This is a genomic window from Dyella thiooxydans, assembly GCF_001641285.1.
GTDB lineage: Bacteria > Pseudomonadota > Gammaproteobacteria > Xanthomonadales > Rhodanobacteraceae > Dyella_A > Dyella_A thiooxydans.
In genome coordinates, this window is record NZ_CP014841.1 from 3,982,404 (window position 1) to 4,008,266 (window position 25,863).

16 protein-coding genes and 1 riboswitch are annotated in these 25,863 nt (G+C 67.9%); of the genes, 8 read left to right on the forward strand and 8 right to left on the reverse strand.

Features of this window, described 5'->3' with window-relative positions; translation table 11 throughout:
• Positions 1 to 41: 41 nt before the first annotated feature.
• Positions 42 to 620: a TetR/AcrR family transcriptional regulator gene (locus tag ATSB10_RS17850; RefSeq protein ID WP_063674064.1), complete on the reverse strand. Its 579-nt coding sequence runs from the start codon at positions 618 to 620 to the stop codon at positions 42 to 44.
• A gap of 127 nt (positions 621 to 747) precedes the next feature.
• On the opposite strand from ATSB10_RS17850, the gene ATSB10_RS17855 reads away from it, so the two are divergent.
• The 5 genes from ATSB10_RS17855 to ATSB10_RS17875 all read left to right on the forward strand — a co-directional run bounded on the left by ATSB10_RS17855 (position 748) and on the right by ATSB10_RS17875 (position 10,363).
• Positions 748 to 1,638: an alpha/beta fold hydrolase gene (locus ATSB10_RS17855; RefSeq protein WP_157469353.1), complete on the forward strand. Its 891-nt coding sequence runs from the start codon at positions 748 to 750 to the stop codon at positions 1,636 to 1,638.
• A 33-nt stretch (positions 1,639 to 1,671) separates the two neighbouring features.
• On the forward strand, positions 1,672 to 4,146 hold the full coding sequence (locus ATSB10_RS17860; RefSeq protein ID WP_063674066.1) for an acyl-CoA dehydrogenase: 2,475 nt from the start codon (positions 1,672 to 1,674) through the stop codon (positions 4,144 to 4,146).
• A 67-nt stretch (positions 4,147 to 4,213) separates the two neighbouring features.
• On the forward strand, positions 4,214 to 4,687 hold the full coding sequence (locus ATSB10_RS17865; RefSeq protein ID WP_063674067.1) for a hotdog fold domain-containing protein: 474 nt from the start codon (positions 4,214 to 4,216) through the stop codon (positions 4,685 to 4,687).
• 917 nt (positions 4,688 to 5,604) lie between these two features.
• The gene (locus tag ATSB10_RS17870; protein ID WP_083966358.1) at positions 5,605 to 8,757 is read left to right on the forward strand and encodes a TonB-dependent receptor; all 3,153 of its coding nucleotides are present in this window, start codon (positions 5,605 to 5,607) and stop codon (positions 8,755 to 8,757) included.
• An 88-nt stretch (positions 8,758 to 8,845) separates the two neighbouring features.
• Positions 8,846 to 10,363, forward strand: coding sequence for a tryptophan halogenase family protein (locus ATSB10_RS17875; protein WP_063674068.1), 1,518 nt, complete (start codon positions 8,846 to 8,848; stop codon positions 10,361 to 10,363).
• Positions 10,364 to 10,388: 25 nt separating this feature from the next.
• On the opposite strand, the gene ATSB10_RS17880 is transcribed toward ATSB10_RS17875, so the two are convergent.
• From ATSB10_RS17880 to ATSB10_RS17910, 7 genes are all read right to left on the reverse strand, one after another.
• Positions 10,389 to 11,990, reverse strand: a complete 1,602-nt coding sequence (locus ATSB10_RS17880; RefSeq protein WP_063674069.1) for a peptide chain release factor 3 — start codon at positions 11,988 to 11,990, stop codon at positions 10,389 to 10,391.
• Between the two features lie 70 nt (positions 11,991 to 12,060).
• The gene (locus ATSB10_RS17885; protein ID WP_063674070.1) at positions 12,061 to 13,470 is read right to left on the reverse strand and encodes a M20/M25/M40 family metallo-hydrolase; all 1,410 of its coding nucleotides are present in this window, start codon (positions 13,468 to 13,470) and stop codon (positions 12,061 to 12,063) included.
• 114 nt (positions 13,471 to 13,584) lie between these two features.
• The gene (locus ATSB10_RS17890; RefSeq protein ID WP_063674567.1) at positions 13,585 to 16,476 is read right to left on the reverse strand and encodes a TonB-dependent receptor; all 2,892 of its coding nucleotides are present in this window, start codon (positions 16,474 to 16,476) and stop codon (positions 13,585 to 13,587) included.
• Between the two features lie 234 nt (positions 16,477 to 16,710).
• Complete coding sequence (gene fusA / locus ATSB10_RS17895; protein ID WP_063674071.1) at positions 16,711 to 18,852, reverse strand: elongation factor G; 2,142 nt, start codon at positions 18,850 to 18,852, stop codon at positions 16,711 to 16,713.
• A 676-nt stretch (positions 18,853 to 19,528) separates the two neighbouring features.
• Positions 19,529 to 20,698 carry a fatty acid desaturase family protein gene (locus ATSB10_RS17900; RefSeq protein WP_236886455.1) on the reverse strand — a complete coding sequence of 390 codons (1,170 nt, stop codon included), beginning with the start codon at positions 20,696 to 20,698 and terminating at the stop codon, positions 19,529 to 19,531.
• 74 nt (positions 20,699 to 20,772) lie between these two features.
• Entirely contained in the window at positions 20,773 to 21,138 is a 366-nt protein-coding gene (locus ATSB10_RS17905) for a DUF1304 domain-containing protein (protein ID WP_063674072.1), read from the reverse strand.
• A gap of 86 nt (positions 21,139 to 21,224) precedes the next feature.
• Positions 21,225 to 21,950 (reverse strand): 2OG-Fe dioxygenase family protein, encoded by a 726-nt coding sequence (locus tag ATSB10_RS17910; protein ID WP_063674073.1) that lies wholly within the window; start codon positions 21,948 to 21,950, stop codon positions 21,225 to 21,227.
• Positions 21,951 to 22,152: 202 nt separating this feature from the next.
• Positions 22,153 to 22,269, forward strand: a riboswitch (SAM riboswitch).
• 81 nt (positions 22,270 to 22,350) lie between these two features.
• On the opposite strand from ATSB10_RS17910, the gene metX reads away from it, so the two are divergent.
• From metX to ATSB10_RS17925, 3 genes are all read left to right on the forward strand, one after another.
• The gene (metX, locus tag ATSB10_RS17915) at positions 22,351 to 23,376 is read left to right on the forward strand and encodes a homoserine O-succinyltransferase MetX (protein WP_063674074.1); all 1,026 of its coding nucleotides are present in this window, start codon (positions 22,351 to 22,353) and stop codon (positions 23,374 to 23,376) included.
• A 126-nt stretch (positions 23,377 to 23,502) separates the two neighbouring features.
• Positions 23,503 to 24,690: a cystathionine gamma-synthase gene (gene metB / locus ATSB10_RS17920; protein ID WP_063674075.1), complete on the forward strand. Its 1,188-nt coding sequence runs from the start codon at positions 23,503 to 23,505 to the stop codon at positions 24,688 to 24,690.
• Between the two features lie 119 nt (positions 24,691 to 24,809).
• Complete coding sequence (locus tag ATSB10_RS17925) at positions 24,810 to 25,859, forward strand: homoserine dehydrogenase family protein (protein ID WP_063674076.1); 1,050 nt, start codon at positions 24,810 to 24,812, stop codon at positions 25,857 to 25,859.
• The last annotated feature ends 4 nt before the right edge of the window (positions 25,860 to 25,863 follow it).

Sequence of the window (25,863 nt, forward strand, 5' to 3'; positions counted from 1 at the left end):
GGCGCCCATGGGCGCCGTTTTTGCTGGGGGCGGAGCAGGTCTCAGGCCGGGATCAGGGTCGCGATCATGTGCTCGACGTAGGCGTCGAACTCCTCATGCGTGATCCGCGGGAGGCCCAGGGTGAAATTGAGCTGCAGGAAACCGACGTAGGCGGCGTAGGTCAGGCGAGCCCGATTGAGCGCCTCGACCGGAGGCATGCCGGCTTCGCGGTAGGCGGTGTTGAGGAACTCCATGCGCCGCTGCGACACGCGGGCCATCACCGGGATCACCTGCGGATGATCCAGCGCCTTGAGCAATGCGGCATAGACGCGGTGCGGCTGCAGCTCGTGGGCGACCCGGCGGAACAGCTCGGGCAGCCGCACGCGAGGGTCGGGAATGGCCTCGATCTGGCTGATGATCTCGCGTTCGCCATACAGCTCCCAGCGCTCCAGCGAGGCCTGCACGAGTGCCTCGCGGGTGCGGAAGTGCCAGTAGAAGCTGCCCTTGGTCACCCCCAGCTGCCGGGCGAGGGCCTCGACAGCCACCGCGTTGACGCCCTGCTCGGCGATCAGCTTGAGCGCGGCTTCTTCCCAGTCCTCGGCGCTGAGGCGGGTCCGTTCAGGTTTGGCGTTTGCATTCATCGGCGTATGGTAGCCCGCGTCCCCCTCTTTGCAATGTGCGACGCGCCAAGCCTGTCCGGGATCGGGCGGGACGTGCCGTCGATGCTGCATCGCGGGTTGACGGCGGCCTCGGGCAAAATCCATACTCATGCGTATGTTCGAAGTCGTCCCCCGTACCTCCCGCCTCAAGACTCCCGACGGCCTCGAGCTGGCGGTGGATACCCGTGGCGCTGCCGGCGGCCCGGTGTTGCTGTTCGCTCATGGTTTCGGCCAGACGCGCGGTGCTTGGTCGGGTAGCGCCGCGGCGCTGGCGGCGAACGGCTGGCAATGCGTGAGTTTCGACAGCCGCGGCCATGGTGAGAGCGATCGCGTGCCCGGTGGCGGTTACCACATCGAGCAGTTCGCGACCGACCTGGCGATCGTGGCTGCCGCCCAGCCGGACGCTCCGATCCTGGTGGGTGCCTCGATGGGGGGCCTGCTCGGGTTGGTGGTCGCTGGCGAGCAACGCCCCACGCCGTTCCGCGCGATGGTGCTGGTGGATATCACGCCGCGCTGGGAGACTGCGGGCGTAGAGCGCATCCTCGCTTTCATGCAGGCGCACCCGGACGGTTTCTCCGACTACGCACACGCGGCCGAGGCGATCGCGGAGTACCTGCCGCAGCGGCGCGAACGCAAGACCGAAGACCAGCTTCGCCCGCTGCTGCGCGAAGGCGACGACGGCCGGCTGCGCTGGCACTGGGACCCGGCCCTGCTGGCCGGCGTGGTCAGCGACAGCGAACGCTACCAGCCCCGCCTGATGGCCGCCGCGGCGAAGGTGGACGTGCCGGTGCTGCTGCTCTCCGGTGGTCGCAGCGACGTGGTGTCGCGCGCCACCGTCGAGGAATTCCTGCAACTGGTGCCGCATGCCCGCCACGTCGAGCTGCCGGCGGCCACGCACATGCTGGCGGGCGATGCGAACGACGCGTTCACGCGCGAGATCGCAACGTTCGTCCGCGACCTGGATCGCCACGATGCCCGTCCGGGCATCGCGGCGGGTTGAACCGCAACACCAACCTGCAACGAGGGTGTCGAGATGTCCGTGTTACTGACCCTGCTGGCCGCGCTGATCGCCACCGGCGCCTGTGCCTATCACCGCACCAGCCTGCGCACGTGGGCGATCGCCACCGCCCTCGCCACCCTGGCCGTAGGCGTGCTTGCCGGCGCTCCGGCGACCACGGTGGTGCTGCTGATCATCGAGGCGGCGATCGCCGTACCGTTGCTGATGCCGACCTTCCGCCGCCGCCAGATCAGTGCGCCGCTGCTGAAGGTCTTCGCCAAGGTCACGCCCAAGCTGTCCGACACCGAGCAGACCGCGCTGGAGGCCGGCACGGTCGGTTTCGAGGGCGAGCTGTTCTCGGGCAAGCCGGATTGGCACGAGCTGCTGAAGCAGCCCAGGCCCGAGCTGAGCGTGGAGGAGCAGGCCTTCCTCGACGGCCCGGTCGAGCAGCTGTGCTCGATGATCGACGACTGGCAGATCACCCATGAACTGGGCGACCTGCCGCCGGAGGTCTGGGAGTTCATCAAGAAGAACAAGTTCTTCGGCATGATCATCCCGAAGCAGTACGGCGGTCTGCAGTTCTCCGCGCTGGCGCATTCGGCGGTGCTGCAGAAGCTGGCCACGATGTCCGCGACGGTGGCCTCCACAGTCGCCGTGCCGAACTCGTTGGGTCCGGCCGAACTGCTGCTGCACTACGGCAGCGACGAGCAGAAGAACTTCTACCTGCCGCGTCTGGCGGTGGGCGAGGAGATCCCGTGCTTCGCGCTGACCGGCCCGTACGCCGGTTCCGATGCGACCTCGCTGACCGACTACGGCGTGGTCTGCAAGCAGGTGGTCGACGGCGTCGAGACACTGGGCATCCGCCTCACCTTCGACAAGCGCTACATCACCCTGGCCCCCGTGGCGACCGTGGTCGGCCTGGCTTTCCGCATGTACGACCCCGAGCACCTGCTGGGCGACAAGGAAGACCTGGGCATCACCCTGGCGCTGCTGCCGCGCTCGACCCCGGGGCTGGAGATCGGCCGTCGCCACTTCCCGCTGAACATCCCGTTCCAGAACGGCCCGGTGCACGGCAAGGATGTGTTTGCGCCGCTGACCACGCTGATCGGCGGCCCGCACATGGCTGGCCACGGCTGGCGCATGCTGGTGGAGTGCCTGTCGGTCGGCCGCGCGATCTCGCTGCCGTCCAACGCCACGGGCGGCGTGCGCATGGCGGTCGCGGCCACGGGCGCCTACGCTCGCATGCGCAAGCAGTTCGGCCTGGCGGTCGCCCGGTTCGAGGGCGTCGAGGAGGCGCTGGCGCGCATTGGTGGTCTCACCTACGCCACCGCGGCGCTGTCGCGCGCCACGGCGGCGGCGGTGGACCGCGGCGAGAAGCCGGCGGTGCCGTCCGCGATCGCCAAGTACCACGCCACCGAATGGGGCCGAGTGGTGGCCGGCGACTCGATGGATGTGCACGGCGGCAAGGGCGTGCAGCTGGGCCCTAAGAACTACGCCGGTCGCGCCTGGCAGGGCGTGCCGATCGCGATCACGGTGGAAGGCGCGAACATCATGACGCGCAGCCTGATGATCTTCGGCCAGGGCGCGATCCGCTGCCATCCGTACGTGTTGAAGGAAATGCAGTCGCTGTCGATCGCCGACTACGGCGATCGCCTGAGGGCGTTCGACCGCGCGCTGTTCGGCCATATCGGCTTCGGCATCTCCAACGCGGTGCGTGCCTTCACCCTGGGTATCACCGGCTCGGCGATCGGTGATGCCGCGGGCGATGCCTACACCCGCCGCTACTACCGCAAGCTCAACCGCTATTCCGCCGCGCTGGCGCTGTGCGCCGACGTGTTCATGGGCGTGCTGGGCGGCAAGCTGAAGTTCAAGGAGAAGCTGTCCGCCCGCCTCGGCGACGTGCTCAGCTACCTGTACATCGCCAGCGCGATGCTCAAGCGTTACGAGGACACCGGCCGTCCCGAGGCCGACCGTCCGCTGCTGGCCTGGGCGTTCCACGAGTGCGTGTGGCGCATGCAGATGGCGCTGGACGGCGCGATCCGCAACTTCCCGGTGAAGCCGGTGGGCTGGTTGCTGCGCGTGCTGGTGTTCCCGTTCGGGCGTCGTGAGGTGCCGCCGTCGGATCGCCTCGGCCGTCGCGTCGCGGCGATCATCACCGCGCCGGGCGAAGCCCGCGATCGTCTGACCGAGTGGGCCTACCTCACGCCGAGCGCGAACAACACGGTGGGCCGGATGAATGCGCTGCTGCCGGACGTTATCGCTGCCGAGCCGGTGGAGCGCAAGTTCCTCAAGGCGCAAAAGACCGGCCAGTTCACCTCCCACGAATACAACGACCAGTTGCTGGAGGCGGCGAAGGCGGGAGTCATCACCGATGGTGAAGCGGCGCTGCTCAAGCGCGTGCGCGAAGGCACTTTCGAGTTCATCTCGGTGGACGACTTCGATCCGAAGGAGCTGCGTGCCGCCGTGGTGCGCAGCGAATCGGCGCCCAAGGGGCTGGCCGACGCGGCTTAAGCCCGGTCCGGAAGCGATGCACGGACAGCGGCCATCCGGCCGCTGTCCTTTTTGTGGGGGGAGGCTCATGTCATCCAGCGTGCTTGCGCTGTACCGCCGTATCACCCGCTGGCCGCTCGGTCACTGGTTGTTCTCGCGTGCGGTGTGCCTGAAGGCACCGTATTTCGCGACCATTGCGCCCCGCTTCGTGGAACTGGCTCCCGGTCGTTGCGCGGTGCGCATCCGTGACCGTCGCCGCGTGCACAACCATATCGGCACCGTGCACGCGATCGCCCTGTGCAACATGGCCGAACTCAGTGCCGGGGTGATGACCGACGCCACCGTCCCGGCGGACATGCGCTGGATCCCCAAGGGCATGGAAGTGCGCTATCTGAAGAAGGCCGTGGGCACGCTGCGCGCGACCGCGTTAGCCACGGCACCGGCGTTGTCGGCCGCCACCGGCTACGAGTGGCCGGTCGCGGTGAGGGTGACCGACGGCGCCGGCGAGGCGGTGTTCGAAGCCGAGGTACGCATGTGGGTTTCGCCCCGGTCCCGCGGGTAGGGAACCAGTCGGCGTAGCCGCCGGGCGCGTACCGCTACCGCGGGTGGATTCGCCTTCTGGAGCGCGCAGTCGGCCTCCTGGAGCGGCGGCTGCCCATCCCGCGACCCGTCGTGTCGCAGCGGCACGCCCCGGCTGGTGCTGACGTTTGCCATGAGATGTCCGTCGCGGCCAGCGAGTGGAACCGGTTAGGCAGCCGGCGCTCGGTATCGGCCGACCCGTCGGTCAGGATGATCGGCCTGGTGACACGGGCCGCACGTTGCGCCAGGTCATCATCCCGGGCTCCAGCCTGCTCCAATGTCCGGCTTGCCATGGTGCACCCAGTGACCCACGCAGCGCTCGGGGGTGCCTCCCAGACCTGCAACGAATCCCGCCTGTCTGGCGCGGCGGATCGTCGTGGTGCAGGCCGGCAAGGCTCAGGCTCGCATCACGGTTGGCGCGCACGTGCTCCTGCGGTGCTCTCGCCGCGCCGTTGAGCAGGTGTCGCTCGCCGCAGGTCCTGCCTGGTCTGGCCGAGGCGGACCGGCACTGCGTGAGCGTGTCGCGAGCTATCGCGTGCGGCGTAGTGCGTGTCGGCTTATGCACGGAGCAGATCTCGCGCCCCCCGGGCCAGGCAAGACGGATGCAACCCGGTGGATGCATTCCGGCACGACCGGCCTCGTCACCACCCATGCCGATCCGCGGTTTGGCGCGGTAATCGCCCAGGATGGCCCACCCCGTTGCAGTGCGCCGCAGCATTACACCCGAGGAAATTTCGGATACGGTTCGTGCACGTGGAATTTAGATCGATCTAAATTCCACGTCTCAAATCAGGGGCTGTGAATGCTTCGGAGGGGCGAGCCAAGGGGCGGCTGCTCTGGAGTCGTGCTGATCCAGATCCAAGGGGTATAGATATGAAACGTCAATCCGTGCCGGCCAGGATGCTGACCGTGGCCGTGCTGTCGGCGTTGTACTGCGTGGGGGCCCAGGCGCAGGCCGATGCCGGGAACAAGGCCCAGCAGAGCCAGGCGCAACAGGGCAAGGCAACGCAAAAGAAGGCGAAGCAGGACAAGGTGGTCTCGCTGGACAAGATCACGGTCTCCGGCTACCGCTACTCGATCGAGAAGAGCCTGGACCAGAAGCGCGAAGCGAACGCCGTCGTCGAGGTCATCACCGCCGAGGACATCGGCAAGTTTCCCGACAAGAACGTGGCCGACGCGCTGCAGCGCGTGCCTGGCGTGATCATCAGCCGCGACGGCGGTGAGGGCAAGAACGTCAGCGTCCGCGGTCTGTCCTCGGAGCTGACCCTGACCGAATTGAACGGCAACTACATCGCCACGGCCGAATCCAACGGCGACCCGACGCGCTCGTTCAACTACACGCTGCTGCCGTCGAACATGCTCTCCAGTGCCGAACTGTTCAAGACGCCCGAAGCGCGCATCGACGAGGGCGGAATCGGCGGCACCGTGATCCTGCATACCCGCCGTCCGTTGGACATGAAGGCGAACTCCGGCTTCGTTTCTGCCGAGGGCACCTGGGCCGACACGACCAAGAAGACCGACGGACAGTTCTCCGGCTTGTATTCCTGGCACGACAAGGACGACCGCCTCGGCATCCTCGTCGGCTACACCACCCAGCGACGCACGACGCGCACGATGGGCGCCAGCACCGAGAACTGGCAGTGGTACGGCGACAACTACGACGCGCATCCGGCCACCGACGTCAACGGCAGGCCGTCGGGCATGACCGGCTACTGGTGGGGGCAGTCGGGCTTCAACGACCAGAACCATCCGTACACCGGTCCCTTCGTCAACGGTTCGCCCACCGGCTGCGGCTACTACTGCAATTTCGCGATGCCGACCTCGGTCAATCTCAACATCAAGGACGAGCAGCGCGAGCGCAAGGGCGGACAGTTGACCGTGCAGTTCCGGCCGGTGGACCAGCTCACCCTGACGGCCAACTACTTCCGCTTCGACCTGTCGCAGGACTCGCAGACCAACACGCTGAAGATTCCGGAATGGAACCTGGCCCGATACAACGGTGACGGCAACTGGCCCGGCGGCCGCATGCTCGACGGCCTGACTTTCGATCCCAGCGGCACCATCGTCACCGGCGCCAACTATTCGGTGCATCCGGGCAAGACCTACTACTGCAGCAGTGCCGAGGCGGCAGCAGGTGGATTGACCAATACCGGCGGCTTTGGCCCGGACGACTGCACCATCCCCACGCCGCAGATCACCGGCAGCTACAACCGCGAACACGCGTTGTCGCAGACCGTCGACCTCGGCGGCGAATGGGAGGGCGAGTCGTTCAACGCCAGCTTCAAGGCTGGCCGCACCTGGGCCCAGGGCGGTCCGCAACTGCAGCTCTCGGTGCCGATCAAGCCGCGCCGCCAGAACGCGACGGGCGACTACGACCTCGGCAACTACATGAGTGCGTGGAGCCTGGTCGGCACGCCGACGATGACGTTCTCGCCGGAGCTCTTGCAGAACCTCAAGAATGGCATCGGCGAGATCGACCTCGGTTCGACCGGTTCTTCCTGGACACGCAACGCGACCCGGCAGAAGTATGCCCAGGCCGATTTCACCTGGCTCGCCTACGGCAACTGGCTGGACTCGCTGCAGTTTGGCGTGAAGTACCGAGACGGCGGCACCCATCGCAGCACCGGCAACAACTACTGGGTCTGCCAGGGTACCGATCCCTCCAACTACGACAACCGCTTCCAGAACGGCTGCGACCCGAATGCCTCGGTGTTCCAACCGCAGTTCCTGTACGGGCAGTCGCTGGGCGACATCGCCGGCGGCATCCGCGCCAGTGCCTTCCCGGCGATCAACTACCCGGCCTACATCGCCTATCTGAACCAGACCTACGGCGGCATGCAGACCCGCAACGAGAACAACTTCGTCTACAACGTCGACGAGAAGATCTACTCGGGTTACCTGCAGGCGAACTTCAAGACCGAGCGCCTTCGCGGCAACTTCGGCGTGCATATCGCGCGTACCCGGCAGCACGCCGATTCGACCGACCAGGTCGACTACTACAACGACTACTTCTTCAACGGACCCAACGGCAGCCCGGCGCCCTGCCAGACCGGCGGCCTGCCGGCGGTGGGTGCGCCCGCCGGCTCCGGCTGCGTCAGCGGCTTCACGACGCTGCCGGACAGCCAGACCAACCCGGCGACCGGGCACATCTCCTCGTTCGTGGTCAGCTCGCTCGACCGTACCTACACCGACGTCCTGCCGAGCTTCAACATCGCCTACGACCTGACCGACAGCCTGCTGCTGCGCGGTGCCGCGTCCAAGGTGATTTCGCGTCCGAGCTACAACGACATCGCCGCCCCCGGCGGCCTGCAGTACTACAGCCAGGAATACGTCAACGACCGTCGCCTGATCGGTGGCGGCGACGAGGTGGGCTGGTACGGCGCAGGCAGCAACAAGAACCTGCAGCCGTACAAGGCTACCCAGTACGACCTGGCACTGGAGTGGTATTTCCATCCGGGCTCCGTGCTCGGCGCCGACCTGTTCCGCAAGAACGTCAGCAACTTCTCGGTGCCGGTGGTGCAGAACGTGTCGATGGACGTCGGTGGCCAGAAGGTGACCGTGCAGAACTACTCGACCACCGCCGGCGGCCGCAATGGCGTGTCCGAAGGCGTCGAGCTGTACGCCCAGCACACGCTCGATTTCGGCCTCGGATTCCAGGTCAACTACACCTACAACAAGACCAACGAGGCGGCCATCACCCTCGGCGACGGCACCGCGATCGGCAAGTCGCCACTGGTCGGCAGTGCCAAGAACCAGGCCAACTTCACCGTGTTCTACGAAACCGCCCGGTTCCTGGCGCGGGCCTCGTACAACCGGCGCGGCCAGGTGGTCGACGGGCTGGTCAACGGCCTGAACGTGTACGAGGAGCCATATCAGCAGATCGACCTCAATGTGGCGTACAACATCACCAAGGCGCTCAGCGCGTCTGCCTCGGTGCTGAACCTGACCAAGGAGGAGTCGCGCTCGCACCTGGGCAACGACACCAAGGCCCGTTTCTACTCCAACGGGTACGCCGGCCGCATCGTCTACATGGGCCTGACGTACAAGTTCTGAGGCAACGGATCCTCCCGTGACGGCAGGGCCTGTACTTTTGCAGGCCCTGCCGTTTTCATTCACGAACCTCATCCCGGATGCAGGGGCAATGAACGACCACCGGATCAGGAACATCGTCGTCGTGGGCGGCGGCAGCGCCGGCTGGATGGCGGCGGCGACCTTGGCTACCTACGTCGGCGAGGGCGCCAGGATCCGCCTGGTCGAGTCCGAGGAGATCGGTATCGTCGGCGTGGGCGAGGCCAGCGTGCCGCACATGCAGACGTTCAATCGTTCGGTTCTGGGCATCGACGAGCGCGAGTTCGTGGTCCGCACCCAGGCCACCTTCAAGCTGGGCATCCAGTTCAACGACTGGGGGCGCGTCGGCGAAAGCTACATCCACGGCTTTGGCAAGATCGGCCGGGGGCTGGGTCCGCTACCGTTCCACCAGTTCTGGCTGAAGCTGTTCCTCGGCGGACGCGCGGAGCCGATCGGTGCCTACTCGCTGCAGACCGTGGCGGCGCCGATGGGGCGCTTCATGGCAAGCGCCCCCGACGCACCGCCCGGCTCGCCGCTGGGCGACATCGCCTACGCCTACCACTTCGACGCGGCGGCATACGCCGGCTACCTGCGCGGCCTGGCCGAGGCGCGCGGCGTGCAGCGGGTGGAGGGCAAGATCGTTTCGGTGAGCCGTCGTGCGGACGACGGCTTCGTCGACGCGGTGGTGATGGAAGGCGGCGAGCGCATCGAGGGCGAGCTGTTCATCGACTGCTCGGGCTTTCGCGGCCTGCTGATCGAGCAGGCGCTGCAGGCCGGCTACGAGGACTGGACGCACTGGCTTCCCTGCGACCGCGCGATGGCGGTGGCGTGTGAAATCACCGGGCCGCCGTTGCCCTACACGCGCGCGACGGCGCGGCCGGCCGGCTGGCAGTGGCGCATCCCGCTGCAGCATCGTGTCGGTAATGGCTATGTGTACGCCAGCAACCGGATCAGCGACGACGAGGCGGCCGCGACCCTGCTCGCGAACCTGGACGGCCCGGCGTTGGGCGATCCGCGCCCGCTGCGTTTTACCACCGGTCGGCGCAAGCGGTTCTGGGACCGGAACGTGGTGGCGCTGGGCCTGGCCGCCGGTTTCATGGAGCCGCTGGAGTCGACCAGCATCTACCTGATCCAGTCCGGCCTGCAGCGCCTGCTGGGCCTGTTTCCCGACCGCGATTTCGATCCGGTGCTGGTCGAGCGCTACAACCGCGAAACGATCTTCGAGTACGAAAAGACCCGCGACTTCCTGATCCTGCATTACAAGGCGACCGAGCGTGACGACACGCCGTTCTGGGATACGTGCCGCACCATGGAGGTGCCTGCTTCGCTGCAGGAGAACATCGACCTGTTCCGCGCCAGCGGCCGCTTCTTCCGTGATGCGGAGGAATTCTTCGCGCTGCCGAGCTGGATCCAGGTGATGCTGGGGCAGGGCATCGTGCCGCGCAGCTACCACCCGGTGGTGGACCGCATGCCCGAGGCCGAGCTGGTGCAGTTCGTCGAGCGCGTGCGCCTGTCCATGGCCGAGGCAGCGGCGGCGATGCCGATGCACCAGGCGTTCATCGACCGCTACTGCAAGGCGCCGGCCCCTTGAGCCCCGCACGCCTTGCTGCGGAACGTCAGACCTCGACCGAGGCCGCGTGCTCGCGTGTGGCAGAGAAGCGGACCTTCGGCCAGCGCTCCTGCGCCAGCTGCAGGTTGACCCGGGTCGGCGCGATGTAGACCAGCTCGCCGGCTGCATCCAGTGCCAGGTTCATCGCGTTCTTCTCGCGGAACTCGGCCAGCATCTTCTCGTCGTCGCAGTGCACCCAGCGGGCGGTGGACACGCTGACCGGCTCGAAGCTGGCGTCGACGTTGTATTCGTCCTTCAGCCGGTAGGCCACCACGTCGAACTGCAGCACGCCGACCGCGCCGAGGATCAGGTCGTTCGACATCAGCGGACGGAAGAACTGCGTGGCGCCTTCCTCCGACAGCTGGGCCAGGCCCTTCTGCAGCGCCTTGGCCTTGAGCGGATCGCGCAGGCGGGCGCGGCGGAACAGCTCCGGCGCGAAGTTGGGGATGCCGGTGAAGCTCAGCAGCTCGCCCTCGGTGAAGGTGTCGCCGATGGTGATGGTGCCGTGGTTGTGCAGGCCGATCACGTCGCCGGGGTAGGCCGTCTCGACGATCTCGCGGTCGCTGGCCATGAAGGTGAGCGCATTGGCGATGCGCACGTCCTTGCCGGTGCGCGGCTGCACCATCTTCATGCCAGCGGTGTAGGTGCCCGAGCAGACGCGCATGAATGCCACGCGGTCGCGGTGCGCCGGGTCCATGTTCGCCTGGATCTTGAACACGAAGCCGGTCAGCTTCTCCTCCTCCGGCGACACCTCGCGGGTGAGCGTGCCGCGCGGACGCGGCGAGGGCGCGTGCTCGACGAAGAAGTCCAGCAGCAGCTGCACGCCGAAGTTGTTCACCGCCGAGCCGAAGAACACCGGGGTCAGCTTGCCGGCGAGGTACTCGTCCAGGTCGAAGGCCGGCGCGGCCCCCTGCACCAGTTCAAGTTCCTCGCGCAGCTCGGCCATCGCCTCGGCGCCCACCGCTTCTTCCAGGCCGGGGGCGTCCAGGCCCTTGAAGATGGTCGAGTCCTGCCGGGTGAAGTTCTTGCCGGGCTCGAAGATGTGCACCTCGTCGAGCACCAGGTGGTACACGCCCTTCAGGCGCTTGCCCATGCCGATCGGCCAGGTCACCGGCGCGCAGGCGATGCCCAGCACCGACTCCACCTCGTCCATCAGCTCGATCGGCGAGCGGCCCTCGCGGTCGAGCTTGTTGATGAAGGTCATGATCGGCGTATCGCGCAGGCGACACACCTCCATCAGCTTGATCGTGCGCTCCTCCACGCCCTTGGCGCAGTCGATCACCATCAGCGCCGAGTCCACCGCGGTGAGCACGCGGTAGGTGTCCTCGGAGAAGTCCGCGTGGCCCGGGGTGTCGAGCAGGTTGACGATCTTGCCCTCGTACGGGAACTGCATCACCGACGAGGTCACCGAGATGCCGCGCTCCTTCTCCAGCGCCATCCAGTCCGAGGTGGCGTGGCGCGCCGCCTTGCGGCCCTTCACCGAGCCGGCCATCTGGATCGCGCCGCCGAACAGCAGCAGCTTTTCGGTCAGCGTGGTCTTGCCCGCGTCAGGATGGCTGACGATGGCGAAGGTACGGCGGCGGCGGGTTTCGGTCAGATGGGTGGACATGGCGACGTGTCGAGGCGCGGGAACCGCCCATTATAGCCGGGCCGGCCGATCCGGCCGGCCCGGGCCCGGCTCACTTCGCCAGCTTGGTCAGCACCTGGTGCCAGAACTGCAGTCCGGCGCCCACCTCGGACGCCGGCAGCTTCTCGTTCAGGCCGTGGGCGAAGGTGTCGTCGGGCTTGGTGAAGGCCGCATCGGTGCCGTAGCAGGGCACACCGGCGTTGCGGAAGTACATGCTGTCGGAGGCGCCAGCGGACATGCCCGGCACGATCTCCACACCCGGGAAGCGGGCATGCACCGCCTCGGTCACCGCGGCGATCACGTCCGGGCGCAGCGGTGAGGCGGGGCTTTCCACCGGCTTCGGATCGAGCACGGTGATGGTCGCCGTCGGGTCGTCGATCACTTTGGTCAGGGTCTCGCGCACGCTGGCCACCGGGGTGCCGGGGAAGATCCGGCAGTTCACGTTGACGCTGGCGCTCTGCGGGAGGGCGTTGAGCGCATGGCCGCCCTGCAGCATGGTCGCCACGCAGGTGGTGCGGATCTGTCCGACATAGGCTGGGTCGGCCGAGATCGTCGCGGCCGCCTGGGCATCGTCCGGGTGCGCGGCGAACCGCAGCATCGCTTGACCCAGTGCGCCGGGCGTGTGCTGGCCGGTGGCCCGCAGCGAGGCGCGGGTGATGTCGTTGATCATCGGCGGGAACGCGTAGGCGGCCACCTTGTCGATCGCGTGCGACAGACGGTAGATCGCGTTGTCCGGCGAGGGCTCGCTGGAGTGGCCGCCGGGCGAGGTGAAGGTGATGCGGAAGTCCGCATAGGTCTTCTCGGCGGCCTGGATCTGGTAGACCACCGGCTTGCCGCTGGCCGGGTCCAGCGTACCGCCGCCGGCATCGGCGTTGAGCAGGAACTCGGCGTCGTGGTAACGCCGGGCCAGCTCGCGGGTGGTCGCCATGTCGGTCTCTTCGTCGCCGGACAGCAGCAGCACGATGTCACGGCTGGGCTTGAAGCCTTCGCGCTTGAGGCGGATCAGCGTCTCCACCAGCACCACGTCGGCGGTCTTCATGTCGGCGGTGCCGCGGCCGTAGAGGTAGCCGTTTTCCTGGATCAGGGTGAACGGGTCGCGGGTCCAGTCCGAACGCTTGGCCGCCACCACGTCCATGTGCCCGGACAGGTAGATCGGCTTGCCGTGGCCGGTGCCGCGATAGCGGGCGACCAGCGCGGCGGTCTCGCCGACCGGGATGATCTGGACGTCGTCCGCGGCGAAGCCGCCTTCCTTGAGCTTGTCGGCCAGATAGGCTGCCAGCGCCGGCACCTGGTGGTTGCCCTTGACCGTGGGCACGCTGATCGCGTGGCGCAGCATGGCCATCGCCTCGCCCAGCTCGCGGGTCTGCATCGGCGGCCCGGGCGGTCCGGCGACGGCAGTGGTGGCGGTCAGGCCCAAGGCGATCAGGGCGGCCAGGGGCCGCAGGGTGCGTGCTGCTCTCATTTCGATGGTGCTCCCCGTGGTAAGTCGAGTGACGTTCGTCCGAGTATGCGTGGCGCCGCCCGCGCTGCCTATGGGGTCCCGGCCCGCGCTGGCACGCGGGCCGGGATGACGGCGTCAGAGCTTGTAGTTCAGCCCGAACATCACCGTGCGCCCCCAGGTGTCGTACTCCAGCGGGCGGGCGACCTGCACGCTGTTGGGCAGGCCCGCGATCTGCTGGGTGGTATCCGACGAGTTGGTCAGGTTGTTCACCTGCAGCAGCAGGGACAGGCCCTTCATGCGGCCCTCGTCGAAGGCGTAGCCCAGCTGCAGGTCGGTCTGCCGGTTGGCCAGGATCGTGGTGTAGCCGAGCTGATCGAACAGCGCGACCGCCTCGCCGGTGTACGAGGACCGGTAGCGCTCGGCGATGCGCGCGGAGAAGCCGTGCTTCTCGTAGTAGATCGCAAAATTGGCCACCTTGCGCGACAGGCCGGGCAGGGTGTGAGGGCCGCCCGGGATCGAGGACACCGAGCTCTTAGGGATGCTGCTGTTGGTCAGCGAGAAATTCGCCTGCACACCGAAGCCGTCCAACGCATCGGCGACCAGTCCACCCTCCAGCGAGCCGGACAGCTCCAGGCCCTCCATGCGCCCGCCGGTGCCATTCTCCGGCCGGGTGAACGAGCCGTAGTTGCTGGTCGGGGTGAGCGTGGGGTTGTCGTTGGTGTAGTTGGAAAAGTCGTAGTGCAGCGTGGTCTGGTTGTAGATGTAGTTCAGCAGGTTCTTGTTGAACACCGCCACCGCGACGTAGCTGGACTTGCCGAAGTAGTTCTCCCACGACAGGTCGGTGCCGACCGCGACATAAGGCTTGAGCCTCGGGTTGCCGCCGCTGCCCGACCACAGCACCTGGCCGGCCGCGGGTCCGTTCTGCACCAGCGCCACGCCGGCCGAGGTGGCCACCTTTTCGTCGTCGATGCGGCCGCGGGCCATGGTCTTGGCCAGGCCGAAGCGCAGCACCTGGTGATCGGTGAGCTGGGCGAGAAGGTTCAGGCTGGGTAGCACGTTGGTGTAGGAGGCACCGCCGGAGATGTGGCCGACCAGGGTGTCGCCGTTGGTCTGCAACGCATCCGACGACTGGTTGGTGTGCACCACCTGCACGCCGACGTTGCCGCGCAGCGGGAGGTCGCCCAGATGCGTGTCGATGTCGAACTTCACGTAGCCCAGTGGCACCTTCTCGCGCACGGTGTAGTTGCGGTTGTAGTCGGCCAGGCCGTTGCGGGCGGTCAGATAGAACTGGTTGTCCAGCGCGCCGAGCACGTCGTAGTAGACGATGCCGGGGATGCCGCCGTAGGCCAGCGAGGTGGGGGAGCGGATCAGGCCTGCGCCGATCGGTGCGCCGAAGTTGTTGTCGTAGGTGCCGCTGCTCGAGCCGTTGCCGTTGAGCCAGGCGAAATAGACGTCCGCCTGCTTGACCTTGGTGCGCTCGGACCAGTCCGCGCCGAGCGTGAAGTCGGAGAAGATCCAGCCGGCCGGATGGGTGGCCTCCAGCCGGATCGCCCGGATCGTGTCGCGCTGGCGGTCGAACTCCTGGCGGCCGTTGTAGCCGTAGTTGTCCGGGTCGGTGAACACCACGTTGGCCGGGTTGGACAGATCCACACCGGTGCGGAAGTCCGGGTAGCCATTGCCCACCGGCGTGTTGAACTGCACGCTGGTGGTGCCGCCGTTGGGCAGGCCGGTGAACAGGTAGGCGTCGCGCAGCTTCCGCTTGGCGGTGGAGTAGGACAGGTCGGCCATCGCCTGCCAGCCGTTGCCGAAGTCGTACTGGTTGTTCCAGCCGGCCGAGAACAGCTTGTCGTGCTCGCGGTTGAACTCGTTCTGCATGATCGGCTTGATGCCGTCGATCGTGCCCGAGGTCACCAGCGGGTAGGGCGAGTAGGGCGTCACCCCCACATTGCTGTAGGAGATGCCGTCCCAGGGGCCGCTCGACCACTGCAGGCCGTTGGTGTACTGGCGCTGGTTGAAGGTCGAGTAGTACATGTCCAGGGTCGAGTGGTAGTGCTCGCCCGGTGCCCACTCGATCACCGCCATCAGGCCGTTGCGCTTCTGCCGCTCGGACTTGGCCCGAAGCTGCATGCCCTCCTGCGAGATCACCCCGTCCGGCATCCCCGGCGTATGCGGTGCGCCCCAGTTCTGTTCGGCGCTGCCCGGACCGTTGTCCACGCTCCACCACCAGGCCTGGTACTGCTTCTCCTGGATCGGTGAATCGAGCTGGGCAAAGCCCACCGCCACGCCCAGGGTGTGATCGAAGAACTGGTCGATATAGGAGACGCTGGCGCGATGTCCCATGTCGCCGACGCCCGAGCCAGGATTCAGGTCGCCATTGGTGCTGTGTTCGCCACGCAGGTTGAGCACGATCGCGCGATGGGGCAGGTCGAGCGGTCGGATCGTGTGCAGGTCCACCGTGCCGGACAGGCCCTGGCCGATCACGCTGGCGTCCGGCGTCTTGTAGACCGTGACGCTGTTGATCAGCTCGGATGGGTACTGGTCGTATTCGACACCACGGTTCTCGCCGATGGTGGCCTGCTCGCGACCGTTCAGCGTGGTGCCGGCGAAATCGGGCGCCAGGCCGCGGATCGAGATCAAGTTGGCCCGGCCGTCCAGCCGTTGCGTCGCCAGACCGGGCAGGCGCGCCAGGCTCTCGGCGATGCTGGCGTCCGGCAGCTTGCCGATGTCCTCGGCGGAGATCGCCTCGATGATGTCGTTGGAATTTTCCTTGGCCTTGATCGAACTCTCGATGCTGCCGCGGATGCCGGTGACCACCACGGTCTGCAGCGTCGTGGCGGCAGGCTTGGTGGACTTCTTTGTCGGCGCGTCCTGCCCGGTCTGCGGCGCGGGCGGCGGCGTGTCCTGCGCCTGAACCACACCGGTCGCGAGCAGTCCGAGCAGTGCCACTTGGCAAGCCTGGGCCAGTCGTCGACGACGTGGCTGCGGAGGAGTGTTGCCGGTGGTGCTCGATGGATAGCCGAGGCGCATGCTTTTCTCCCTGAATGACGTGGCATCGATGGTGCCGGCGATCCCCTGCATCGCCGATGGGCGCGGAGCATCCTTGAGCGTGCGCAGCGCTGTCACCATGCGACGCACCAAGTGAAGCCGGAGGCCACTTGCGCGGCCCGCACGAAGTTGCGGTGGGCGCAAAAAAAGCCCGGGGATCGCTCCCCGGGCCTTTGTCTGCCGCCGGCAGTGAAGCCGGCGTCATGAAACGAAGATCTACTTCGCTTCCTTCTCCATCAGCTTGTCGACCAGGTTCGCCGGCACTTCCTCGTAGTGATCGAAGATCATCGTGAAGTTGCCGCGGCCGGAGGTGGCCGAACGCAGGAAGTTGATGTAGCCGAACATCTCCGCCAGCGGCACGAAGCCCTGCACGTAGGCCTGCGGACCCTTCTGGCCCTGCTCGCTCACCGAACCGCGACGACGGTTGATGTCGCCGATGACGTCGCCGAGGTAGTCGGCTTCGGTCACCACTTCCAGGCTCATGATCGGCTCGAGCAGCTTCGGCTTGGACATCCGCTGTGCTTCGCGGAAGCAGGCGCGGGCGGCGATTTCGAAGGCCAGTGCCGACGAGTCGACGTCGTGGTACTTGCCGTCCACCAGGCGCGCCTTGAAGTCGAGCACTTCGTAGCCGGCCACCTGGCCCTGGCGCGACTCCACCTCGATCGCGTGCTGCACGGCCGGGATGTACTCGCGCGGCACGCGGCCGCCGACGATCTCGTCGGAGAACACCACGCCCGAACCCGGCTCGCCCGGCTCGAAGATCATCTTCACTTCGGCGAACTGGCCCGAACCGCCGGACTGCTTCTTGTGGGTGTAGGTGTGCTCGACGGTCTGGCCGAAGGCTTCGCGGAAGCTGACCTTGGGCTTGCCCATGTTCGCGTCCACGCCCAGCTCGGTGCGCATGCGGTCGATGGTGATTTCCAGGTGCAGCTCGCCCATGCCCTTGAGCACGGTCTGCCCGGTTTCCTTGTCCACTTCCAGCTTCAGCGACGGATCGGCCTTGACCATCTTGTAGAGCGCGGTGGACATCTTGTCGACGTCGTTGCGGCTCTTCGGCTCCACCGACACGCTGATCACCGGATCCGGGAAGCGCATGCGCTCCAGCAGCACCGGGTGGGCCGGGTCGGTCAGCGAGTCACCGGTCTCGGTCTCCTTCAGCGAGACGAAGGCGCAGATGTCGCCGGCGCGGACCTCGTCGATTTCCTTGGTGGCGTTCGCCTGCACTTCCACGATGCGGCCGATGCGCTCCTTCTTGCCGCGGGTGACGTTCTGCAGGGTGTCGCCCTTCTTGATCACGCCGGAATAGATGCGGGTGAAGGTCAGGGTGCCGAACTGGTCGTTGATCACCTTGAACGCCAGCGCGCGGGCCGGGGCGTCATCGGTCACTTCCTGCTCGCCGAGGATGTTGCCGTCCTCGTCCACCAGCTGGATGCCGCCGTTCTCGCCCGGATACGGCATGTAGTCGATCACGCCGTCCAGCAGCTGCTGCACGCCCTTGTTGCGGTAGGAAGAGCCGCAGAACACCGGAACCAGCTTGCCGGCCACGCAACCCTTGCGGATGCACTCCTTGAGCTTTTCCAGGGACGGAACTTCGCCGTTGGAGAGGTAGGCGTCCATCGCGTCGTCGTCCATCTCGACGGCGGTCTCGATGCTCTGCTCGCGCAGCGCGGCGAGGTTGGCGACCCACTCCTTGTCGGCGGTGGCGCTGAGCGCCTGCACGCGCGGGTGGTTGGCCACTTCCTCCAGCGGGATCGACTCCCACTTGCTGTCCTTGTCGTCGCCCTGCCAGATGTAGCCCAGGCCGGCGATCAGGTCGACCATGCCCATGAAGTCGTCGTGGCTGCCCAGCGGAACCTGGCACAGCACCACGTTGGCGCCCAGGCGGTTCTTGATGCCGTCGACGCAATGTTTGAAGTTCGCGCCGATGCGATCCATCTTGTTGACGTAGCACATGCGCGGCACGTTGTACTGGTCGGCCAGGCGCCAGTTGGTCTCGGTCTGCGGCTCCACGCCGGCCACGCCGTCGAACACCACCACCGCGCCGTCCAGCACGCGCAGCGAACGGTTCACCTCGATGGTGAAGTCCACGTGCCCGGGGGTGTCGATCACGTTGATCTGGTAGCCCTTCCACTCGGTCGACACGGCGGCCGACTGGATGGTGATACCGCGCTTGCGCTCCTGCTCCAGGTAGTCGGTCGTGGTCGAACCCTTGCCGTCCTTGGTGTCGTGAACGTCGACGATCTGGTGCTTCTTGCCGGTGTAGTACAGGACGCGCTCGGTGGTCGTCGTCTTGCCGGCGTCGATGTGCGCAATGATGCCGATGTTGCGATAGAGCTTGAGGGGTTTCTGTCGGGCCACTGTCGGAGTTCCGTAGGTGCGTTTTAAGGGAAGCGTGAGCAGGACAGCGCTCGTGCTGCCCCATGGAATATCGTGCGCTTGCGGTGGTTCGATGCTTGCAACGCGCCCGATTGCCCGGCGCGCAGGTGCGTCAAACTGCCGATTATAACCGGGTTTCTTGATAAATCAGAGTCCTGCGTTCAGTCAGCCGGCAGGGGCGGGGCGGTCCGGCAGCGAATGGCGTCCGGGCCGGCCCCGGTGCGGTCCTCCGGCCCGGGCGCCCTGCGGACGATGGTCGCCACCGCGCCGTCTGGCGGGCAGGGGATTCCATGCCCGGTGGGGCGCCGGAAATCCGTTCAGCCAGCTGTCGCAGCAAGGGGGGCTTTGCTGTCGTCGACGGCACGGGCGGCGGGTCTCGGGCGTGCGCCGGTGGTGCAGCGCGGGCAGATCTACGCAAAAAAGCGCTGAACCGCCCGGTAAGACGGGTGACGTGGATGTCCGGGATCCCAGGCCTGTCGGCGTGGCGGGCATCGAAAATTCCGGGTGGCCGCCTTCTGGCCTGGGCGCGGAGCATTCGACGGGCCCGGGTCTGCCGCACAGCCCAGACCCGGGCCGGGGCGTGCCCCGGCGGCCCGGTGGGCGGTTGGTCGATAGCCCTGCCTCGCGGGACAGGGGTGGCCCGGCAGGTACCGGCGACTCAGTGGGCAGTGAGCCGCTCGACCTCGGGCAGCGGCGCGACGGCAGGCATCGCTGCGCCCAGTCGCCGCAGCCAGCGGTAATGCGAGGCGATGCCGGCGAAAAACGTGCGATGCGCATGGTACGGCACGTCGAATTCGTGGCAGGTGGCTTCCACCACCTTCGCCACGGCCGGGTAGTGCACGTGGCTGATACGCACGAACAGGTGGTGTTCCACCTGGAAGTTGAGCCCGCCGATCAGCCAGCTCAGCAGGCGGTTGTCGCGCGCGAAGTCGACCGTGGTCCGCAACTGGTGGATCGCCCAGGGAGTCTCCATGCGGCCGCTGGCGCCGTCCGGCTGCGGAAAGTCCGCCTCTTCCACCACGTGCGCCAGCTGGAACACGATCGCCAGCAGGAATCCGGCCACCGCCGACACCGCGGCGTAGAACAGCACCACTGTGCCCAGCGGGTGGAACGCCAGCGGAAGCCCGAACGCCAGCGTGAAAAACGCCAGCTTGCCCAGCACGAACAGCGTGAGGTCCCAGCCGCGCGGTCGCTCGAACGGCCGCTCGCCGATGCGCCCGGTCAGCATGTCGCGGAAGTCGCCGTACAGGTGCCAGCGGATTGCCGTGACGGTATAGAGCGCCCACAGGTAGATGTGCTGGAAACGGTGCCAGGGTCGCCGCGGCTGGTCGGGCGAGAGCCGGCCGAGGATGCCCAGGTCGATGTCGCTGTCGTGCTGGTCGATGTTGACGTAGGTGTGGTGGTAGCGCGCGTGCTTCCACTGCCAGATGTACGAGCTGCCGCCCACCAGGTCGAGTGTGAACGCCATCAGCCGGTTGACCCAGCGACGCTCCGAATACGACTGGTGGCCGCCGTCATGCATGATGTTGAAGCCGATGCCGGCCATGGTGGCGCCGAGCAGCAGGGTCAGCGGCAGCGCCTGCCACCATGCCCGGGCAAGGAAGACCAGTCCGATGTAGGCGGCGACGAAAGCGGCCAGGATGATCGCGGTCTTCGCGTACATCGAAGCGGCATCGCGCTGCGCGCAACCCCGCGCCCGGAAATCGGCCTCGACCCGGCGCCGCAGTTCGCGCTGAAACGTGTTGTCGCCACTGAATCCCAGTCGTTCGCTGGTGGCGGGCGGGGGGCGACGCGTATCGTCCCGGCGTTGGGTGGACCCGTGGGACATGTCGCGGCTTTCCAGGCGGAACGGACACCGATGGTAGCCGCTATCCCGGTCGCCCCGTGTGACCGGGGCAATAGTCAGGCGTTACCGGCCAGCAGCAGGGCCAGGCCCAGCACCGCAGGCGCGGCCTGGATCCACAACACCTTGCGCGTGGCGGTCAGCCCCCCGTAGAGCCCGGCCACCAGCACGCAGCCGAGGAAGAACGTCTTCACGTGCAGGCCCTCGGCACCGCCCAGCCACAGGCCCCAGACCAGCCCGGCGGCGAGAAAGCCGTTGTACAGCCCTTGGTTGGCCGCCAGCACCTTCGACTGTTCGGCGAATTCGGCCGTCAGCCCGAACGCCCGCCGCCCGGCCGGCCGGTTCCACAGGAACATCTCCAGCACCAGGAACCACAGGTGCAGCAGAGCGATGATGGCGATGACGATGGAGGCGGCGAGGGCCATGGCGCGAGACCGGCAGCGGGTGGCCGGGCAGTGTCGCAAGTCACTGCGGCAGCCGGCAAATCCCGGCCGGGGACGCGACGTTTCCCTCAGGCAGCGCGGAAGGTGACCACCAGCACGTCCCGATGGGCCGGTTGCGAGGGATCCAGCGGGCTGACCGGGGTCACGCCGTGGAACACGCGGGCATCGTCGACCAGGGCGGCGTCCAGCGGACGGGTGAGGGTGAAGCTGCCCAGTTCGGTACCGTCCGGCGCCAGGATGGTGGTGGTCCCGCTGGCGATGTTGTGGCGGTCGATCATCAGCACCAGCACATAGTCCACGCCGTCCCGGTGCATGCCCTCGGGCGTCGGTTCGCCGGCCTGCTCCGGCAGCGCCTCGATGCGGAACTGGTGTACCTCCACGTGCCATCGCCGGGCCTGCGGAGCCAGCGCGCCGAACAGGTCGCGGCTGAACGCCAGGATCCGCTGCAGGCTGGCGCCTTCGGCGACCGCCTGCTCGATCGGCTCGAACCAGCGCTGGATGTCGCCCTGCAGCCGGTTGTAGGCCAGGCTCTGGAAGTGCGGCTGGTGGGGCTGGCGGAGGATCTCGCCGTCCTCGCCGACGGCGAAGGTGGCGTGGCGCCGGCGCCGATGGCGGCCCTGTGCGGCCAGGTAGGTGTCGGGCGCCAGGTCGTTCCAGCTGGCGGCGAAGGCCGGCCAGTCGCCAAGGGCGGCCGGAGCGCCCAGCAGGGCACTGGTGACCGGGGCCTCGAGGAAGGCGAAGCCGTCGCGCCGCAGGCGTTCGCCCAGCGCGGTGAAGTCGGGGATGGGGGGCATGCGCGAAAGCGTAGCAGCTGCCTGCCGCAATGGGCTTCGGGCCGAGGTCGGTCCTGTCCGGGGTGGGCGGCGACGGCCGCGACGGCCGCGCGGCCTGGTGGTTTCATCTGTACCGGATTTCTACATGATCAAATCGCATATGGGCGTATAGACGTCTATACGTCTGTTGACATGGCGGTGTCGGCGTCGATACAGTCCCTTCCACTCATCGAGACCGGCGGAGGGACAGGCCCTTTGATGCCGGGGCAACCTGCAGGCGCAAGCCTGCGACGGTGCCAACTCCTGCGGGGCGCCCTCGGGTGCCACCGGTAGATGGGATGCCGCTTACGGGCGCCGACGGCGCGTCGCAACGGCAACTCACTCGGCTCTCCGCAGGTGCGATGTCACAGGAGAGTCCCGAATGTCCGCCCAGCTCGCCCACCTCCCCATCACCGCGTCGGCCCAACCCCAGGCCGTTGCCGCGCCATCGGTCTGTCCGTCCGCGCTCACCCGCCAGCGCAGCGCGCGCCGCATCACGCTGGAGCCCAAGTACGGCGGCGGCGCGCGGGGTGTCGAGGTCAGCTATCTCTGGTGTGGCGCGCCGGACGCGCCGACCGTGGTGGTGCAGGGCGGGATCTCCGCCAGCCGCGACGTGGTGGCGCCGGAAGGCGAGGCCGCCGGCTGGTGGCAGGCGCTGGTCGGCGACGGCCAGGCGATCGACCTGAGCCGCTACCGCGTGCTCTCGATCGACTGGCTGAGTCCGGCCGAGCTCGGCTCCACCGCCGTCTCCAGCGAAGACCAGGCCAACGCGATCAGCGCGCTGGTCGACGCGCTCGGCATCGGCCGCATCGCCGCCTTCGTCGGCTCGTCCTACGGCGCGATGGTCGGCCTGGCGTTCGCCAAGCTGCACCCGTGGCAGCTCGACCAGCTGGTGCTGCTGGCCGGCGCGCACCGCGCCCACCCGATGGCCACCGCCCTGCGCAGCGTGCAGCGCGGCATCGTGCGGCTGGGCCAGTCGTCGGGCCAGCTCGACGAGGCGCTCGGCCTGGCGCGCCAGCTGGCGATGACCACCTACCGCGGCAGCGAGGAATTCGCCCGCCGCTTCGCCGGCTCCCCCGAACTGCGCGAAGACCGCTTCCACTTCCCGGTGGAGGATTACCTCGACCAGGCCGGCCGCCGCTTCGTCGAGCGTTTCGACGCCGAGCGCTTCCTGGCCCTGTCCGAGTCGATCGACCTGCACGACGTGCCGCCGGAGCAGGTACCCACCCCGACCACGCTGATCGGCTTCCCCTCCGACCGGCTGGTGCCGCTGGCCGACCTGTGCGAGCTGCAGTGCCGGCTGGCCGGGCCGGCCACGCTGGAGGTGGTCGAGTCGCCCTACGGCCACGACGGCTTCCTGAAGGAAACCGACCGTCTCGCCCCGCTGCTGCGCCAGGCGCTCGCGTAGGAGCCCGCTCGCGGGCGATGCCCCTGCTCCTGGTCTCCATCGAAGTCCAAGGCAGAAGCCATCGCCCGCGAGCAGGCTCCTACAGAAGACCGCATCGCCTACCTTTTGGATTGTCCGGAGAGTTCCATGACCACCTCGGCCCCCAGCACCCGCGCCGTCCGCGCCGGCATCGAGTCCGACACCCAGCACGGCGCCATCGTGCCGCCACTGCACCTGTCGACCAACTACAGCTTCACCGGGCTGGGCGGCAAGCGCGCCTACGACTATTCGCGCAGCGGCAACCCCACCCGTGACCTGCTCGGCGAGGCGCTGGCCGACCTGGAGCAGGGCGCCGGCGCGGTGATCACCGCCAGCGGCATGTCCGCCGTGGCGCTGGCGCTGGAACTGGTGCCGGCCGGCGCCACCGTGCTGGCCGCGCACGACTGCTACGGCGGCACCTGGCGCCTGCTCGACGCGTGGGCGAAGAAGGGGCGCTTCCGCGTGGTGTTCGCCGACCTCACCGACCCGGCCGCGCTGGCCGCCGGCCTGGCGCATCGTCCGGCGCTGGTGTGGGTGGAGACGCCGTCCAACCCGCTGCTGCGGATCACCGACATCCGCCACGTGGCGCATGCCGCCCACACTGTCGGCGCGCTGGTGGTGGTGGACAACACCTTCCTCTCGCCGGCGCTGCAGCAGCCGCTGGCGCTGGGTGCGGACCTGGTGGTGCACTCCACCACCAAGTACATCAACGGCCACAGCGACGTGGTCGGCGGCGCGGTGGTCGCGCGCACGCCGGAGCTGGCCGAGCAGATCAAGTGGTGGGGCAACTGCAACGGCCTCACCGGCGGTGCGTTCGACAGCTACCTGACTCTGCGCGGCCTGCGCACGCTGGGCGTGCGGCTGCGCCAGCACGAGGAGAATGCCGCGCGCATCGCCGAACACCTGGCCGGTCACGGCGCCGTGCGCAAGATCTACTACCCGGGCCTGGCCGAGCATCCGGGGCACGCGCTGGCGGCGCGCCAGCAGCAGGGCTTCGGCGCCATGCTCAGTTTCGAGCTGCACGGCGAGGTGGAGGAAATCGCCGCCTTCGTCGACGGCTTGGAATACTTCTCGCTGGCCGAGTCGCTCGGTGGGGTGGAGAGCCTGATCGCCCACCCCGCCTCGATGACCCATGCCGCGATGGCGCCGGAAGCGCGCCGCAACGCCGGCATCGCCGACACCCTGCTGCGCCTGTCGGTCGGCATCGAGGATGGCGACGACCTGCTGCGCGATCTCGACGCGGCGTTGCGCCGTGCCACGGTCGCCGCCGCGTCGAAACGCAAGGTGCGCGCATGAGCGCGGTGCCCGATGCCGAGGTGGCGGAAGCAGCGGCTGTAGGAGCGCACCCTGTGCGCGACCGCCTTTTGTCGGGTGGAGTTGAAGAGCGTTCGCGCACAGGGTGCGCTCCTACAGCCGTGGATGCATCCGGCATTGCCATCGTGCTGCTGGGCACGGGCGTGGTCGGCGGCGCGCTGCTCAAGCTGCTGTGTACGCCGGCCGCCGCGCGCATCCGGCTGGTCGGGGCGGCCAATTCGAAACGCCAGCAGACTGATCCGGCGAAGCTGGCCAGTCGCCAGTTGCGCGAGCAGATCCGCGCCGAGGGCGATCCGCGTGACAACGCGGCCCTGCTCGCCGCGCTGGACGCCAGCGGCGTGGCGGTGAAGGTGATCGTCGACGCCACCGCCAATGTCTCGCTGGCCGCCCGCCACGCCGAATGGCTGGAGCGCGGCTACCACGTGGTCACCGCCAACAAGGCGCTGGCCGGCGGCGAGCTGACCGGCTGGCGCGCGCTGCAGGCGGCGACCGCTTCGGGCCGGGCCCACTACGGCGACGCGGCCACGGTCGGCGCCGGCCTGCCGGTGCTGTCCACGCTGCGCCGCCTGCGCGGCTGCGGCGACGCGCTGCTGACGCTGGAGGGCGTGTTCTCCGGCTCGCTGTCCTACCTGTTCAACCAGTACGACGGCAGCGTGCCGTTTTCCACCCTGCTCGCCGATGCGCGGCGGCTCGGCTACACCGAACCCGATCCGCGCTCGGACCTTTCCGGCGAGGACGTGGCGCGCAAGCTGCTGATCCTCGCCCGCCACGCCGGCTTCTCGCTCAACGCCGACGAGGTGGAGGTGGAAAGCCTGGTGCCCGAGGCGCTGCGCGGCCTGTCCACCGAGGCCTTCCTCGAGCGTCTGCCCGAGCTGGACGCTCCCCTGGCGGCGCGCGTCGCCGAGGCGCGCGAGCGCGGCCACGTGTTGCGCTATCTGGCCCGGCTCAACCAGCGCGGGCACGCCCGCGTCGGGCTGGTGGAGGTGCCGCCGACGCATCCGGCGGCCCGCCTGTACGGCACCGACAACCAGTTCGCGCTCACCACCACCCGCTACAACACCCAGCCGCTGGTGATCCAGGGACCGGGTGCCGGGCCGGAGGTCACCGCCCAGGCCTTGCTGGGCGACGTGCTCGCGCTGGTCGGAGCCTGAGCAG

What these genes read in the sequence shown, in the direction of transcription:
- ATSB10_RS17870 (WP_083966358.1), top strand. Translation starts at nt 5,605, where the DNA reads ATGCTGACCGTGGCCGTGCTGTCGGCGTTGTACTGCGTGGGGGCCCAG.
- ATSB10_RS17905 (WP_063674072.1), bottom strand. Translation starts at nt 21,138, where the DNA reads ATGGCCCTCGCCGCCTCCATCGTCATCGCCATCATCGCTCTGCTGCAC.
- ATSB10_RS17855 (WP_157469353.1), top strand. Translation starts at nt 748, where the DNA reads ATGCGTATGTTCGAAGTCGTCCCCCGTACCTCCCGCCTCAAGACTCCC.
- ATSB10_RS17865 (WP_063674067.1), top strand. Translation starts at nt 4,214, where the DNA reads ATGTCATCCAGCGTGCTTGCGCTGTACCGCCGTATCACCCGCTGGCCG.
- ATSB10_RS17860 (WP_063674066.1), top strand. Translation starts at nt 1,672, where the DNA reads ATGTCCGTGTTACTGACCCTGCTGGCCGCGCTGATCGCCACCGGCGCC.
- metB (WP_063674075.1), top strand. Translation starts at nt 23,503, where the DNA reads ATGACCACCTCGGCCCCCAGCACCCGCGCCGTCCGCGCCGGCATCGAG.
- ATSB10_RS17900 (WP_236886455.1), bottom strand. Translation starts at nt 20,698, where the DNA reads ATGTCCCACGGGTCCACCCAACGCCGGGACGATACGCGTCGCCCCCCG.
- ATSB10_RS17885 (WP_063674070.1), bottom strand. Translation starts at nt 13,470, where the DNA reads ATGAGAGCAGCACGCACCCTGCGGCCCCTGGCCGCCCTGATCGCCTTG.
- ATSB10_RS17910 (WP_063674073.1), bottom strand. Translation starts at nt 21,950, where the DNA reads ATGCCCCCCATCCCCGACTTCACCGCGCTGGGCGAACGCCTGCGGCGC.
- metX (WP_063674074.1), top strand. Translation starts at nt 22,351, where the DNA reads ATGTCCGCCCAGCTCGCCCACCTCCCCATCACCGCGTCGGCCCAACCC.
- ATSB10_RS17875 (WP_063674068.1), top strand. Translation starts at nt 8,846, where the DNA reads ATGAACGACCACCGGATCAGGAACATCGTCGTCGTGGGCGGCGGCAGC.
- ATSB10_RS17850 (WP_063674064.1), bottom strand. Translation starts at nt 620, where the DNA reads ATGAATGCAAACGCCAAACCTGAACGGACCCGCCTCAGCGCCGAGGAC.
- ATSB10_RS17890 (WP_063674567.1), bottom strand. Translation starts at nt 16,476, where the DNA reads ATGCGCCTCGGCTATCCATCGAGCACCACCGGCAACACTCCTCCGCAG.
- ATSB10_RS17880 (WP_063674069.1), bottom strand. Translation starts at nt 11,990, where the DNA reads ATGTCCACCCATCTGACCGAAACCCGCCGCCGCCGTACCTTCGCCATC.